Origin of the sequence: Candidatus Mesenet endosymbiont of Phosphuga atrata, assembly GCF_964020175.1 — a bacterium.
GTDB lineage: Bacteria > Pseudomonadota > Alphaproteobacteria > Rickettsiales > Anaplasmataceae > Mesenet.
Map to the genome: position 1 here is coordinate 30,493 of NZ_OZ026541.1, position 15,801 is coordinate 46,293.

Sequence of the window (15,801 nt, forward strand, 5' to 3'; positions counted from 1 at the left end):
TTTAAATTAGTAAGTTTTAATTTTAACTTAAATACTTTTTATATCAACAAGTTATTTAAATAAAAAATAAAATTGTCCTGTTGCATCCAGCAGATCGATGATTTTTCTTAGCACTTTGCTTAAGGTGCTATCTCGACTAGAACCGGAAAGAAATGCATCATCAGGTATAAACTCTGGACAAATAGCACTGACAGTAATTCTAGGAGCAAGCTCAAAGGCGGACATTTGCGTTAAATTTGCTAGTGATTTCTTTGTTAACATATAGGCATAATAGTTACTTGACTGTTTTATAATGCCGTAGTCTATAACATTAACTATAGATCCCTTATCTTGACATTTTTTAGCGAAATATTGAGTTAAGAAAAACGGTGCTCTTACGTGAACGTTGTAATTATATGTAAGATCTTCATTTTCTATCTCTAAAAAAGTTTTGCGGTGAAATATTGAAGCATTATTAATCAAAACATTAGAATATGGCATAATTTTAAAAGCTTTTTCTACTAAATCCTTTAAGGAATAAAAATTATTGAAGTCTGCTTTTACAATTAAGCATTTTTTTTGATAAAGCTTTTCAATTACATACTTAAGAAAAACCGCTTCATTATGAGAATTGTGATAATGCACTACAATATCATAACCATAACTAGCAAAAGTAAGAGCAATAGCTCTACCTAATCTTTTTGCTGCGCCAGTTATAATTGCTGCTTTTTTCCTTATGATAGACATCAAATGGTTAATGACAAAAAGTTAAACCCATAATGGTTCAGCCACATCATATTATTATTATAAAAATCTCGAAGATCGCTAATACTATATTTTAGCATTGCTAGCCTTTCAATACCCATACCAAATGCAAAACCACTGTATTCTTTTGGATTTATACCAACATTTTCTAAAACGTTTGGATGAATTATGCCGCTGCCTAAAACTTCTATCCAATCACTACCATTATAGCTAATATCTATTTCTGCTGAAGGTTCAGTAAATGGAAAAAAGCTAGGGCGGAATCTTATTTTTACTTCACTTGAGTTAAAAAATTTACTTAAAAAATGATTTAAACAAAATTTTAAATGTCCCATGTTGATATTTTTATCGACATAAAAACCATCTATTTGATGAAACATTGGCGTATGAGTCTTATCAAAATCATGACGATAAACCCTGCCTGGCGCTATAACTTTTATCGGAAAATCTCGATTATTTTCCATTACTCTAATTTGCACTGAGGTAGTATGAGGACGAAGAACCATTCTTTGTACTTTATTTAAGTAAAAGGTATCGCTTTCTTCCCTTGCTGGATGATATTTTGGTGTATTAAGTGCATCAAACACATGAAACTCATCCTCTATGTCTGGACCATCAGCTAATTTAAACCCCATATAGGAGAATATAACACTTATCTCGTTGATAACTTTGGCTATAGGATGAATTTTACCTACTTTTTCTGGCCTCTCTGGAGTAGTTAAATCTACTTTTTCCTTATCTAAATTTAAATTAATTTCTTTTTGCTTCAACTCATATTTCTTGTGAGTAATTAGCTTCTCTAGTTCATTGCATAGCTCATTGATAACACTACCACTACCACGCTTTGCTTTTAGGTCACTTATGTTTTTTAATTCCGTTAAATATGATTTTAAAATGCCCTTTTTTCCCAAATATAATGTATATACCTCTTTCAGCTCACGTTCTGAGGAGGAAGCAGAAATCTTGGATAAAGCCTCTACTTTGATCAAAGATATTTTGTTAAGCGGCACAGTTGTTCAATTTACTTTTTACAGTTTGAATAAGCTCAGTAAAAATATATTTATGGTTGACTGCCATATCAGCAAGTATCTTTCTATTCAGTTTAATATTAGCAACTATAAGACCATGAACAAATTGGGAATAAGTAAGTCCATATTGCCGGACAGCAGCATTAATACGCATTATCCATAAGCCACGAAAATCACGCTTACGAACTCTCCTATCTTTATAAGCATAACTTAAAGCTTTTTCAACACGCTGCAATGCAATTCTATAACAATTTTTTGCACGCCCTCTATACCCCTTTGCTAGCTTCAGTATTTTTTTATGACGAGCATGAACTCTAACCCCACGTTTAACTCTAGCCATTATTAATCCTCCACCTTTTAAAGACCGTATGGTATATAAAGTTTAACAATACGTGAATCAGATTTATTTAATATAGCAGTACCACGCTGGTTACGAATTGCTCTTTTGCTCCTTTTAGTCATACCATGCCTTTTACCAGACTGAGTTGTACGTACTTTACCACTTGCTGTAAGGGAAAAACGCTTCTTTACTGATGATTTCGTTTTCAACTTTGGCATAACCATCACTTGCTAAACATAACTATAATAAATTAGATCTTTATGTTTTTTTGTCAAGTATTTACATCGTAAAAGTAATCGTATTTTTCTTTTCTGCAGCTAACTGCACCTAATATATAATTAACTTCTTGATCATTATCACTTAAGGGAAGAAGACATTGCCTTCCTATAAGATGATGACCGACAGAATCTTGAAGATCAAGATCTTCAATTATTGGCTCTCCATCTATTATTACTGAATCTAGATATTGATACAAATGCTCAACCGTAGTTGGCACAAACGTTATATCTATATCAATATTATAAATTTCAGCAGCTTCACCTCCTAAATGTATAAAGTTGTACTTTTTTATCTCATCATCTATTTTATTAACCTTGATAATAAAGCAGTATTGTAATATATCTTTTATTTCTTCAAATTCTATATCATCCTTTTTTGGATAATCCCTATTTTCTCTAAGTAAGTTCCAATATGAACATAACTTGTTTACTGCTCGTTGTTCTGTAAACTCTGCCATATTTAATCATCAATTAATATAAGTACCTCTTAGTAGGTTATATTCAATATATTTATTTTTTCTTACCTAGAGTGGATAATAATTATTTTTGCTCGATCAATAAGATATGTGTGCAGTATGAAAAAATGAACTATCAATTCTATACTGCAAAAACCAAGGCCTTAAATTGGATTAGTTGCAAATTTTTATTTATAATTTTATCCATGACAATGTTTATATTTTTTGCCTGAACCACATGGACATTTATCGTTTCTCGATGTATATGGAAAGTCATTTATTTTACTAAATTTTTGATCTATATATTGTTGCTCATCTTTGATGTTAAAGCGTACCAGACGATGTAGAATCAATTCTTGCCATTCATTTAACATTCTTTGCAGCATAATGAATGCTTCTTTTTTAAATTCGTTTAAAGGATCTTTTTGTCCTATTGCACGCAAATTAACACTGTGTTTTAAATTCTCTAAAGCTAATAAGTGCTCTCTCCACAGATGATCAAGTGTCATAATCATAATTTGTTTAACTACAGTATTCCATAAATCATCTCTGTATTGGTTAAATGATTGTTCTTTTTTACAAAAGAGCTTATCTACTTCCCCATTTACATAATCTAAGATACTGTCTTTATCTAAATCAAATTCAGAAAAATTTAGTTTTAATCTATATATTCGACTAATTTCATCAATAATAGATTCATAACTTTCTTCATCACAATACTTATCCAAAATAATTTTATTGACAATAAAGTAGTTAATGTTCTTATACACTGAAGATATATCATTATCTTCAGTGTTTAGAATATCATTTCTTCGCTTAAATATTACCTTGCGCTGCTCATTTATAACATCATCAAACTTTAGTAATGACTTGCGTACGTCAAAATTCTTAGATTCAACTTTTCTTTGTGCTTTTTCAAGTGCGCTATTGATCCATGGATGATGTATTGCCTCATCTTTTTTAAGACCTAGTTTTTTAAGAAAAATTTTTATTTTATCTGAGCCGAATATCCTAAGTAAATCATCTTCAAGAGATAAAAAGAACTTTGATAATCCTGGATCACCCTGTCTACCAGAACGTCCTCTTAACTGATTGTCTATACGACGACTTTCATGTCTCTCAGTTCCAATCACACATAACCCACCAGCATTAATTGCGATCTCTTTATCTTTCTCTACCTTTTGGATTATTTCTTGATCTTGATTTGGATTTTTAAGCTCTATTCTTGCTAACATTTTAGCATTTCCACCAAGTTGAATATCAGTACCACGTCCTGCCATATTAGTTGCTATTGTAATTTTTCCTGGCATTCCAGCTTGGGCAATTATATGAGCTTCTTGTTCATGATAACGCGCATTTAAAACCGAATGCTTCAGTGAGTTTTTAGTTAAAAGCTGTGAAAGTTTCTCTGATTTTTCAATGCTTGTTGTGCCAACAAGAATGGGCTGATGGCGATTATGACATTCAATTATAAACTTTACTACTGCATTATACTTTTCCTCTTCCGTACAATAAATTTCATCGTCTAAATCTTTTCTTTTAACAGGAGCATTTGTTGGTATTTGCATAACCTTAAGTTTATATATATCCCAAAATTCTGCTGATTCAGTTGCTGCTGTACCTGTCATTCCTGCTAATTTTTTATATAGGCGAAAGTAATTTTGAAATGTTATTGAAGCAAGAGTTTGGCTTTCATTCTGTATTTCTAGCCCTTCCTTTGCTTCCAGTGCTTGATGCAGACCGTCAGAATATCTTCTACTTTCCATCATACGCCCTGTAAATTCATCAATAATTACTACTTTGCCATTTTTAATTATATAATCTTTATCTACAGTAAATAATTTGTGGGCACGTAAAGCCTGATCTATGTAGTGAGTTATTATTATATTACCTGCGTCATATAAAGAAGAATCTGCTGCAATTAAGTTATTAATTTTTAGCAATTCCTCTACTTTTGACATCCCATCTTCAGTTAAAAGAGCTGATCTATTTTTTTCATCTAGCTCATAATCTGAAGATTGAAGTTTAGTTGTTATTTTATCTATCTTTGTATATATCTTATTATCTTCACTTATTGGACCAGATATGATTAAGGGAGTACGAGCTTCATCTATTAAAATCGAATCAACTTCATCTACTATAGCATAATTAAACCCTCTTTGAACTACATCACTACGGGAAAATTTCATGTTATCACGTAGATAATCGAATCCAAGTTCATTATTTGTTGAGTAGACAATATCTTTGCTATATACAACCCTTCTTTCCTCATCAGTCATATTATGTGTTATACAACCAACAGATAAATCCAGAGCATCATATAGCCTTCTCATCCATTCTGAGTCGCGTTTTGCTAGGTAATCATTAACAGTGACTACGTGTACTCCTTTCCCTGTTAATGAATTTAAATATGTAGCTAAAGTAGCAACTAGAGTTTTACCTTCACCAGTTTTCATCTCGGCAATCATTCCATGATGCAGTGCTATACCACCAATTAATTGCACATCAAAATGCCGCATGCCTAAAGACCTCTTTGAGGCTTCACGCACAATTGCAAATGCTTCAATTAGCAAGTCATCTAAGGTTTTACCACCCTTTAGTTGTTCCTTAAACTCTTTTGTCTTATCAGATAGCATCTGATCTGAGAGCTTCTGAATTTCCGGCTCTAGTGAATTAATTTGCTCAACTATCTTATAGAACGACTTAACTAACCTTTGACCCGCTGATCCAAATACCTTTTGTGCAAGAGCTAGCATAAAAACTTAAACTTTAATCAAACTTCTTTAATTATATTAACAAACTAAATAAGTAGCAATGGTTTCAGATTTAGCTATTGCAGGCTAAGATTATTATGCTAAATTTAGCAAATCTGTCTACTTAAGTTAGGAATTAAAGTGTGAGAAAACATAAAGCAAGAAAAATGAAAATCATGCGCAATAATTTTATCGAGAGTGAAGTATCATCTCGTATGTTAAGTTATCGGGATCTGATATATCCACATAATTGTAGTCAGATTCCAACTATTGAATCTCCTAATAACCTAAGTGCAACTGATTTTTTAAAAGGATATACTATACTCAACTTTTGTTATTATGGTGACTATGATCCTCGCGTAGATGTTTTTATGAAACAACATGCTAAACGAAACATGAAAACTAATGCATTAGGCATTAGAGAATTTTCTAAATGCGTTAGGCGCCGTAATATAGACTTTGATGACGCAAAAAAAATTTATGCTTTATTTGGTAGATATTTAAGTACTGAGAAACCCCATACTAGAAAAGAAAAAATAGAATACAACAAGGAATTGGATCTTTATCGTTGCCTAGTTTCCAAAGAAAAATATAGTACATCAGAAAGCTGTAGTACATTAATAAGATATAGTTTTCCAGACATGAAAGAGTGCTTTGATCAATATTATCAACCTATAAAAAATACTTCAAAAAATTTAAGGCCATTGGCACCTTCATCTAACTCAAGTTACCTTAAACCTTTGCCTAATCCAAATCAAGATAATAATTACTCAACAATATTTATGGTAATTATTTTATTCATATTCTCTATAATTTCGCTATTATATTGTAAACATGGAAATAAACTTTTGCATAGAAACGAAAACGCAGATAGGGATTTACCTATGAATCAACTAGGGAATAAAAAAACGCGAAGAAGCAGCAGTATTAAATATGCTGAATCTCCATGTTTAAAACTAGCAAACTGTATTGGATCTTATGAACCAAAACGAGGTTATTAAGAAGGTTTTTATCTAAGAGTAGATAAGTTCTTTATAGAATAATTAAGAGAAAAACCCTGGTTTATCATCAAAGTAATAAAGTTTTTCTAATTTTACAACATCCAAACCTTCTTTTTCAAGAGTAACCAATAATTCATTAATATCATCATTCTGGCTTGCATGAAACCTACAAGTTATTTGATCACCAACAAACTTGCTAGACTGTGGCCATACAATTAATCCCTTAGAATATATAGTAGTAAGATTTATCCTACTTGATCCTTTGGAAAAAAGATCAGTTAACTTATCAAAATTAGCAGAATTATCCCACCTAATTGATATATCAGCACCTACCAATTCCCTAATACTCTGTTTTGTACTTTCTTCTAAATGAAATACTTTCCTATTGGTTTGAATATTTTTACTTGCTAAAAACTCAGGTAAAAATTTTGGCTTTTGTCCCAAATTATCAATCACAGATTGTGCAAATTCAGTGGTACCAATTTTTTTGCTGCTTTTTCCCTTTTTATAGAGATCAGCAGTATGGATGCCATCCTCAAGCGTTTTAAGCCATGCATTAGAGACTAATTGAGCTATCTCAACTTGCCCTATATGAACAAGCATTTGTACAGCAGCATTTAAAAGCCCTGAAGGGTTTGCTATATTTTTTGCAGCAATATCAGGAGCAGACCCATGCACTGCTTCAAACATTGCGTACTCATCTCCTATATTTGCGCTACCTGCAAGCCCTATAGAGCCAGAAATTTGAGCAACAATGTCTGATAGTATATCACCATATAAATTTTCAGTTACAATGATATCAAAAGCTTCTGGATTAGTTGCAACTTTTGCCATTCCAATATCAACAAGATAATGATCAGCTTGTATTGCTTCATAATTTTTAGCAACTTCTCTGAAGGCTTCATGAAAAATACCATCTGTCATTTTCATGATATTATCTTTTATTAAGCAAGTAACTTTTTTTCTATTGTTCTTTAGTGCATATTCAAAAGCATAATTACATATTCTCTGCGATGCAGATTTTGTGATGATTTTTGTGCATTGATAAGAATCTTCAGTCAATCTGTGTTCTACTCCTGCATATACATCTTCTTCATTCTCTCGCACCACTACTATGTTGAAGTGACTAAATTTTGTTTCTATGACAGGATGATATGATATACACGGTCTAATATTTGCATATAACCCTAATCTTTTTCTTAAGGCAACATTTAAGCTTTTATGACCTTTTCCCTGCGGTGTTGTAGTTGGAGATTTTAAAAGTATTTTTGTCCTTTCAATGGACTCCCAACTACTATCAGAGATACCAGTTTTCCATTCCTTTTCATAAAGACGCTCACCAAGTTCTATACTTTCTATACTTACATCTGCTTTCGCTTCTTTTAATATGGAAAGTACAGCCTCCATAATTTCTGGACCTATTCCATCACCATATGCTACTGTAATTGGTACTGACATTACGCTAAATTAAGAAATTATGTTTAGTCTAAATTAAAACTAAAATCGTGTAAATTAATTATTTGATTCCAATACTTTTTTGATTTTCATTGTTATTTCATTTAGAGTAAAAGGTTTCGGTAAAAAATGAAACTTCTTTATATTAATGTCCTCATTTTTTAGAAAGACATCTTCAGCATATCCTGAAATAAAAATAATTTTAATATCCGGTTTAATTTTGATTGCTTCTTTTGCTATTTCCGGACCACTAATTTCTGGCATTACTACATCAGTTACTATAATATCTATTTTGTCAATTTTCTCCTTTATAATTGCTATAGCATGCTTGCCAGAATCTGCTTCTATAACATTGTAACCTTTTTTCGTTAACGCTCTGCTACTGAAAATCCTAACTGAATCCTCATCTTCAATTAGTAAAACTGTACCACTATGATGCACATCGATTGCAGCTGTATTTTTTACTGATTCACCTTTGTAAGCTTCATTATTTTTCAATACATGTATTGCTGGCAGAAATACGCTAAATTTGCTACCAATTCCCTCTTTACTGTCAACCATAACATATCCACCTGTTTGTTTTACTATTCCATACACTGTTGATAATCCAAGACCAGTACCAGACTTTACATCTTTAGTGGAGAAAAAAGGTTCAAATATTTTCTCAATGACGGTTTTTTTAATACCACATCCATTATCGATCACTTCTATAACAATATATTCACCATGTTCTATAAGCTCTTTATCGGGTAAGAACATGTTTTGCGCTATGGTAGTTTTATGATCTATTTTTACCTTGAGCGTTCTGATAATCAATTTGCCACCTTTTTCCATAGCAGCACCAGAGTTAACGACAAGATTAATTATTACTTGTTCTAGTTGTCCTTGATCTGCCTTTACCAGGCCATCATCTTGCTTGTAATCCAGTATAAATTCTATATTCTCCCCGATAAGCCTTTTTATCATCTGTGAAAGATCAGCTATAATACTATTCACATCAAGTATTTCAAATTGCAGAGTTTGTCTCCTTGAAAAAGCTAGAAGCTGCTTTACTAAATTTGATCCTCGTTTCGCATTTTGCTGAATTTGCATTATATCTGAGAACGATTGATCACCTCCTGTATGTCTTATTAAAAGCAAGTCACAGAAACCTATTATTGCAGTTAAAATATTATTGAAATCATGCGCTATGCCCCCAGCTAACTGACCTATTGCTTGCATTTTTTGATAATGCTCAAACTTCATTTCCAAGTTCTTATGCTCTGTATTATCAATAAAGTAGCAAATAATAAATATATTATTATTATGAATAAATTTATTAAAATATATTTTTATATTATGGTTATTCTGTAATTGCAGATCTTCGGTCATATTATTAATATTACTGCTTTCAAGATATTCTTTGATCTTTTTGTGATCTGTTATTGCTATCAGAGTAAAAATTGAGTCTATGTTTTGTTGTTTTGCAAATTTTAATAGTGCTTGATTTTTTTTAACAAAATTGCCTTTGCTATCACACAATGCAATAGCAACTGGTGCATTGATAAAACATGGATTAAGTTGATAATCATCTATATTTGATGTAACTGGCGTAACTAATCCACATCTGTATCGATTATTATATTTATCATAAAATATAGCATTACTTATGTGCGCGTTAAATGGTATGCCATTGGCAGTGCATAGCGTGACTTCCCCATTTTTCATTTGTACTTTATCTTTAACTTTTGCAATAAAATCGGTAAATAAAGTATCCTTTTTTAAATTTTCTAGTTCAAACATTCTTAAAAAACTTTTGTTAGCATATATAACAATTCCATTGGGATTAAGCCAATAAACTCCTATATCATGAGCTTCCATCAATCTTTCATATAATTGTTCTTTGCTTATTTTAGTTGCTTTTAAAACAAAATATTCTTGGGGTCTAGCTATGGGAGCAAATGATAAATTATATATTTCATGACACTTATCAGTAGCAACTTCTGGATTAGTACTGACAGGATCAAGAGTTAAAAGAAAATTTGATGTTTTATTGTTTTTATAAAAGGAAAAGTAAGTCTGTATAGAAGAGTTATTTCTTAGGGCTTTATAAAAAGCTTTCTGCTCCCTCTCTACAACTCCTCCCATTGTTAATATACTACTTAAATCAATGTTTTGGCCATAGGTTTTAAATCTTTCGTAAAACCTAGCATCTGCATAAATGACATTGCCATTTTTATGTATAATAAGACAAAATTCAGTGTTATGATTTAATGCATTTGCAAACACCGCATTTTGAAATTCTACTTTATTTATTACATCTTTGTAGACTTTTATTCTAAAGATAAAAAATGCAGTAGTTACTATTATAATTAACACATTAATTTCGATATTAAAGTGCCTGCTATATATATCAGAAAAATAAAGTATTGATATTAAAACAAGAGGAATAGACATAAGTACTAAAGTAACTAAGACTGATGTACCGTAATCCCTAAATACGAAATCTATTCTGTTTTCTTTACCACTATTATCAACGTACCTCTTATTCATCATATATTTTATTTATACTCATTAATACAAATCTAGTTATTTTAAATGCCTAAAAACTGCTTTTATATTTCTATAACAAGGCCATCATACGCTGCTTTAATTTTTGGTGTTGTTTTAAGTTCGTTGTTAATTTTATAATAATCAATATAATGACTCATATGAGTGAGTATCACCTGTTTTGTATTTAACTGCTCAACCCAATTAAGACATAAATCAAGATGAGCATGGGCAGTAGCTTCTTGATATCCTATGCATCCCAGTATTAAGGTTAAGTTTTTCTTGCTTTTTAGTATTTCCCAAGACTTTTGTGGAAACTCTTTCACGTCAGTACAATATGCAACTAGATCATTAAAAATAAAACCAGTAGATATTATATTTCCATGAACTTGTGGAAAAGCAACTATTTTACAGCTTCCTATTTCCCATTCTTTATAATAGTCAATCCTATTAATAGTAAGATAATGACATTTATTCCATGGATTACTTGGAGTATTGGGAATGAAAAGTTGAGGATAACTAGATATTACACTAGTTAAAGTGTTTATACTTCCGTATACTGGCATAGTTTTTTGCTCTCCTTTTGGTTCTATTGCAGATAGTTCAGTTATGCCTGCGCAGTGATCAGCATGAGGATGAGTATATATCACTGCATCTATGCTACCTATCTGATTTGCAATTGCCTGCATTTTAAAATCAGGAGATGAGTCTATGAGTATAGTAGTTCCTTCATGTTCAATTAGAGCTGACGTACGTGTTCTTTTATTTTTACTATCAGATAAAGCTGATTTACAAATATCACACTTGCATCCAATTGTTGGAATACCAACGGAAGGACCACACCCTAATATAGTAATTTTCATAAATATTATCTGTTAATAAAGCTACTTCAAGTTTAGCCCTTTTCTTATTTTTATACAGCTTTATTTATATTGATATTGTAAACTTACTAACCTATAATGAATCAAAAGTTAGTTAATAAAACAGTTATATTATGGCAGTAAAGATAAGATTAGCAAGGCATGGAGCTAAAAAACGTCCTTTTTATAGAATTGTTGTTGCTGATGCAAGAGCACCAAGAGATGGTTCTTTTATAGAGAGATTAGGACATTATGATCCAATGTTATCTGAAGATAATAAGGAGCGTGTAAAGGTAAAAAGTATTGATAGATTAAAGTATTGGTTGAGTGTTGGTGCGCAAGCAACTGAAAAAATTCAGTGGTTTATAAAAAAAGGGCTAATTGAGATTTGATTTAAGAGCTTATACTATATAATAGTCTTTTAAAAAGGATTGCTTAATAAAGATATAAATTTTCTCTTATAGATTTTTAAATTTTAAGTATAGCTGTAACATCCTAATAGTAGTTACAAGCTTAATCTTCAATTATACAAAATTACTTACCTGTGATATACTTGATTTCTCTTTCAACAATTTCCTTAGTAATATTATGTAGGTGACTATTTAACCATTCTTTTAACTGAGGCTCCAAAAGTTTAATTGCAAGTTCCTCAAGAGTGAGGCTATATCCCTTAGACAATTCACGTGTTTTATGTACTTTTTCAACTAAATGTTGAATCTCTGCAGATGTAGCATCGATATTTTCTTTTGAAAGAAGGCTTCTATTTTCTTGTTCTCGTATGCTTCTATCTTCTGTATTTGCAATATCTATAAGTGGCTCAGAAGCATCATTTGAAGTTTCAAACTCTTCATTCTCTTCTTCAAAATCTAAAGATTCATCATCATCTTCATCATTATCATATTGAAGATGCGGTATTTCGTCATCTAATTTTTGGCTTATTATAGAAGATTTATTGTAACCATTATTATGCATCACTTTTTTAATATCTTCCAGTACATCCCTAGCAGATTGTTGATCATTTTTATCGTGCATCATAAGTAAAATACCTTATTGGATATAATACCTATATGATAAACAATATTTGTTAAGTAATGTTTAAACTGCCAATTGTAAAGAGCAAGTTGTATATACTAATTACATGATTCCCTTCTGCCTCTGTAAAATTTATTTTAGCTTTAAATAATTCTCGTTCAGCATCAAGAACATCAATTGTAGTTCTAAGATTTAATTCTGCTTCCTGCTTTATTCCATCTACTACAACTTCTGCAGCTTTAACAGCTTCTTTCGATGAAGCAAGTATAGAACGAACAGTTAAAACATTTTCCCATCTAGTAATAACTTCTTCCTCTATGTTTTTAATAGCTTCATAATAATCGTGCATGTATTGTTTTGCAGTGAAATTTGCTTGATCTATTCCAGCAAAATTCATACCTTTTTGAAAAATAGGAACAGATAAATTAAATGACAAACTGTAATCTCTTTGATTGCTTGACTTATAGATATTTTTAATTTTAGCTGAAATATCAAGAGATGGTAAAGATTTCGATAGCGCAATTATAACCGCCTGATCTGCAGCTTTGTGTCTGTAAAACACTGATTTCAAAATAGGATTATTCTTTTTTGCAATTTCTAAACATTCTTCTAAAGAGTTTGGTATAGCAGGCAAATCAGCTGGTTGTAGAAGATCTTTTGGCTCTTCACCTACTATATGAGAATAAGAGGCGTTGGCAATTCTTAGATTACCATCTGCTTTTATTTGCTCAGACATTGCAAAGGCAAGTCTTGCTTCTGCTTGAAAGACGTCTGTTTTGGTTACTTCGCCAACAGCAAAACGCTTTTGCGCCATATCCAAATATTGCTTAAGAACGTTTTCATTGCGTTTGCTCAAGTCCTCAACTCCCATAGCAGTTAAAACTTTAACGTAAGCACCTACAGCATCGAGTAAAACCTTTTGCTTGATTTGAAGAAAATTTAATTTTTCTACAGCAATTTGATACTTTGCTTGGCTTGGAGCAGCAAGCCAACTTCCATCTATTCTTTCACTGATAGAGAGTTGCCCTACTTTTGATGTATAATCAATGCTTGGATTATTTGGATTAATATGACCAAACATATCTTTTTCTGGTTCATTAACATTTGCAATTTGAAAGTCATAAGTAACCATTGGCAAGAAATTAGAAACTCCATTCATCTTTAGCTGTTTTTTAGCCCCTTGAAGAGCATAGCTTTGAGCTTTAATCTTTATGCTATTTGCAATTGCTTTATCTATTGCTTCTTGCAGCTCAATACTATAGCTATTTGTGGCAGTAAGCAGAATAATTAATACTAGATATAGTAGATTTTTCATATTTATAATTTAAAGATAGTAGTCAAGTAGATAAAAATATGAATTATGTCAAATGGAATAATGCATCTTAAGAGAGAAGTCACTAATACCAATTAATATATTAATAATAATTTATGTCTTTCTTTGCAGTGAATCTAGTACCAACTCTACAGTATGCTTTGGATCGCAGTTTTCAGTTATAGGCCTGCCAATTACGATATAGTCTGCACCAAGCTCTATTGCTTCTTTTGGAGTTACGGTTCTTTTTTGGTCGTCAGTGCTACTCTTCAAGCGTATACCTGGTGTTATTATTTTAATGCTATTTCCACATATCTTACGCACTTCTGCAATCTCCCATGCTGAACACACTACTCCATATAGATTTACCTCTTTTGCAATTTTGGCAAGAATGGCTACTTGTTCTTTTGCAGTTTTGTTTATTCCTACTTCTAATAGATCATTATTATCCATACTAGTTAAAACAGTGACACCAACTAAACTTATACCTGAATCAGAAACAGCATCTAATGCACTTTTGAGCATTTTTGCACCTCCGCTTAAATGCAAAGTTAGCATTGCAATATTCATTGATTTGATAACTTCAACTGTCTTAGCGATAGTGTTCGGTATATCATAGAGCTTAAGATCAAGGAAAATTGGCATGCCTAAATCCATTATCCTTTGCACTCCAGATATGCCATTGGCCACAAAAAACTCTAAGCCCAATTTGAACATAGAAACCGTGCTCTTAAGTTTCTTTGCAAGTGAAACTGCTTGATCTATATCTTGCGTATCTAAAGCGCATATAATAGGGTTCATAGCTTTCAGTACCATTTATTGTGTAATAAAGTTCTATCTCATGCGTAAACTGGAGACAATGAAAATTTATTGTTATACTTAAGCTCCAAATGTGAGATTTTAGACTATGCTCAAATGTAAAAATATATCATGTATACGTGGCAATAGAGAGTTATTCTCTAATCTTGAATTTGAAGTTGAATCAGGTTCTATAGCTTTAATTGTTGGTCCCAATGGTAGTGGCAAAACAACATTAATACGCACTATTGCTGGCCTATCCCCAGCTGCTTGTGGCAGTATTAGTTATAACGGAAATGATATAGATGAAGATCGCAACTTGTACCTATCTTCCATGATCTACATAGGGCATAAAAATGCTTTTAAGGATGATCTCACAGTTATGCAAAACATCAGATTTTGGGCGAAGATGAGAAAAACAACAGGACTTATAATGGCTGCTGCGCATTATCTTGAATTGCAGCCTGTACTAGATATTAGATATAGCGAGCTTTCAGAAGGTTGGAAGAGGCGAGCATCCCTTTCTCAGCTACTTATAGCCAACGCAAATTTATGGCTTATTGATGAGCCATTTGCAAATCTTGATGACAATGCAACTTATTTAATCTCTGAGCTGATACTAGTGCGTGCCAAGCAAAACGGTATAGTTGTGATCACCGGACACAATAAGGAAACACCATTTCCCGATCTCAAAATTATCAATATCTGTGATTTTTAGACTAAAGTAGAAAAAACATAAAATTCGCTTTACTATATCTTTTATAGTATAGTATCTATGTCTCAATAAGAATATAACTATTGTAATTTTTATATTAGATAGCTCATATTAGTAAAGGGGGTTTTATGCGCAAAGTAATAAATACTTATGAGGAATTAGGAGTAGTAGAAATAGGAGATGTGGTAGAGAAAAATTTTGGTACAGTAGAAATAAACTATGGCCAAATAAAGAAAAATTATGGAATTGTAATAATAAATCGTGATGGAATAGAGGGAAATTGTAAAGGCGCTGTGGTTAGACAGAACTTTGGCAAGGTAAAATCAAATGATGGTTCAATAACTAGGGATTATACTAACGATAGTATGGAAATAAATCAAAAGATTGGCCCTGTAACAGTAGAGAAAGGAATTAAGTATGGTGTTAAACATTGACGAGGCATTATTAGTTCCTCACTAGAACCATAGATAATTAAAGTAATGTTTTACAATAGACTTTTTA

General features: G+C 31.7%; 16 protein-coding genes. 4 read left to right on the top strand and 12 right to left on the bottom strand.

Annotation, left to right across the window (positions count from 1 at the left end):
• Nucleotides 1-51: 51 nt before the first annotated feature.
• The 6 genes from AACL09_RS00165 to secA all read right to left on the bottom strand — a co-directional run bounded on the left by AACL09_RS00165 (nucleotide 52) and on the right by secA (nucleotide 5,601).
• Complete coding sequence (locus AACL09_RS00165) at nucleotides 52-726, bottom strand: SDR family NAD(P)-dependent oxidoreductase (protein ID WP_339048930.1); 675 nt, start codon at nucleotides 724-726, stop codon at nucleotides 52-54.
• On the bottom strand, nucleotides 726-1,706 hold the full coding sequence (gene pheS, locus AACL09_RS00170; protein WP_410519816.1) for a phenylalanine--tRNA ligase subunit alpha: 981 nt from the start codon (nucleotides 1,704-1,706) through the stop codon (nucleotides 726-728). The genes AACL09_RS00165 and pheS overlap by 1 nt, the downstream gene beginning before the upstream one ends.
• A gap of 37 nt (nucleotides 1,707-1,743) precedes the next feature.
• Nucleotides 1,744-2,112: a 50S ribosomal protein L20 gene (gene rplT / locus AACL09_RS00175; RefSeq protein WP_339047892.1), complete on the bottom strand. Its 369-nt coding sequence runs from the start codon at nucleotides 2,110-2,112 to the stop codon at nucleotides 1,744-1,746.
• A 17-nt stretch (nucleotides 2,113-2,129) separates the two neighbouring features.
• Complete coding sequence (gene rpmI, locus AACL09_RS00180) at nucleotides 2,130-2,330, bottom strand: 50S ribosomal protein L35 (RefSeq protein WP_339047894.1); 201 nt, start codon at nucleotides 2,328-2,330, stop codon at nucleotides 2,130-2,132.
• A 53-nt stretch (nucleotides 2,331-2,383) separates the two neighbouring features.
• Nucleotides 2,384-2,848, bottom strand: a complete 465-nt coding sequence (locus tag AACL09_RS00185) for a PAS domain-containing protein (RefSeq protein WP_339047895.1) — start codon at nucleotides 2,846-2,848, stop codon at nucleotides 2,384-2,386.
• A gap of 197 nt (nucleotides 2,849-3,045) precedes the next feature.
• The gene (gene secA / locus AACL09_RS00190; protein ID WP_339047897.1) at nucleotides 3,046-5,601 is read right to left on the bottom strand and encodes a preprotein translocase subunit SecA; all 2,556 of its coding nucleotides are present in this window, start codon (nucleotides 5,599-5,601) and stop codon (nucleotides 3,046-3,048) included.
• 140 nt (nucleotides 5,602-5,741) lie between these two features.
• On the opposite strand from secA, the gene AACL09_RS00195 reads away from it, so the two are divergent.
• Nucleotides 5,742-6,599, top strand: a complete 858-nt coding sequence (locus AACL09_RS00195; protein ID WP_339047899.1) for a hypothetical protein — start codon at nucleotides 5,742-5,744, stop codon at nucleotides 6,597-6,599.
• A 42-nt stretch (nucleotides 6,600-6,641) separates the two neighbouring features.
• On the opposite strand, the gene icd is transcribed toward AACL09_RS00195, so the two are convergent.
• The 3 genes from icd to AACL09_RS00210 form a co-directional block, all read right to left on the bottom strand.
• Nucleotides 6,642-8,057: an isocitrate dehydrogenase gene (gene icd / locus AACL09_RS00200; RefSeq protein ID WP_339047901.1), complete on the bottom strand. Its 1,416-nt coding sequence runs from the start codon at nucleotides 8,055-8,057 to the stop codon at nucleotides 6,642-6,644.
• 54 nt (nucleotides 8,058-8,111) lie between these two features.
• Nucleotides 8,112-10,586 (bottom strand): ATP-binding protein, encoded by a 2,475-nt coding sequence (locus AACL09_RS00205; protein ID WP_339048932.1) that lies wholly within the window; start codon nucleotides 10,584-10,586, stop codon nucleotides 8,112-8,114.
• A 62-nt stretch (nucleotides 10,587-10,648) separates the two neighbouring features.
• The gene (locus AACL09_RS00210; protein ID WP_339047903.1) at nucleotides 10,649-11,446 is read right to left on the bottom strand and encodes an MBL fold metallo-hydrolase; all 798 of its coding nucleotides are present in this window, start codon (nucleotides 11,444-11,446) and stop codon (nucleotides 10,649-10,651) included.
• 131 nt (nucleotides 11,447-11,577) lie between these two features.
• On the opposite strand from AACL09_RS00210, the gene rpsP reads away from it, so the two are divergent.
• Complete coding sequence (gene rpsP, locus AACL09_RS00215; protein WP_339047905.1) at nucleotides 11,578-11,835, top strand: 30S ribosomal protein S16; 258 nt, start codon at nucleotides 11,578-11,580, stop codon at nucleotides 11,833-11,835.
• A gap of 142 nt (nucleotides 11,836-11,977) precedes the next feature.
• On the opposite strand, the gene AACL09_RS00220 is transcribed toward rpsP, so the two are convergent.
• From AACL09_RS00220 to pyrF, 3 genes are all read right to left on the bottom strand, one after another.
• Nucleotides 11,978-12,478, bottom strand: coding sequence for a DUF2497 domain-containing protein (locus AACL09_RS00220; protein WP_339047907.1), 501 nt, complete (start codon nucleotides 12,476-12,478; stop codon nucleotides 11,978-11,980).
• A gap of 49 nt (nucleotides 12,479-12,527) precedes the next feature.
• Nucleotides 12,528-13,790 carry a TolC family protein gene (locus AACL09_RS00225; RefSeq protein ID WP_339047909.1) on the bottom strand — a complete coding sequence of 421 codons (1,263 nt, stop codon included), beginning with the start codon at nucleotides 13,788-13,790 and terminating at the stop codon, nucleotides 12,528-12,530.
• 111 nt (nucleotides 13,791-13,901) lie between these two features.
• Nucleotides 13,902-14,588 (bottom strand): orotidine-5'-phosphate decarboxylase, encoded by a 687-nt coding sequence (pyrF, locus tag AACL09_RS00230; RefSeq protein ID WP_339048934.1) that lies wholly within the window; start codon nucleotides 14,586-14,588, stop codon nucleotides 13,902-13,904.
• A gap of 106 nt (nucleotides 14,589-14,694) precedes the next feature.
• Here pyrF and ccmA point away from each other — a divergent pair, with 106 nt between their 5' ends.
• The gene (ccmA, locus tag AACL09_RS00235) at nucleotides 14,695-15,303 is read left to right on the top strand and encodes a heme ABC exporter ATP-binding protein CcmA (RefSeq protein ID WP_339047911.1); all 609 of its coding nucleotides are present in this window, start codon (nucleotides 14,695-14,697) and stop codon (nucleotides 15,301-15,303) included.
• A 125-nt stretch (nucleotides 15,304-15,428) separates the two neighbouring features.
• Complete coding sequence (locus AACL09_RS00240) at nucleotides 15,429-15,734, top strand: hypothetical protein (protein ID WP_339047913.1); 306 nt, start codon at nucleotides 15,429-15,431, stop codon at nucleotides 15,732-15,734.
• The last annotated feature ends 67 nt before the right edge of the window (nucleotides 15,735-15,801 follow it).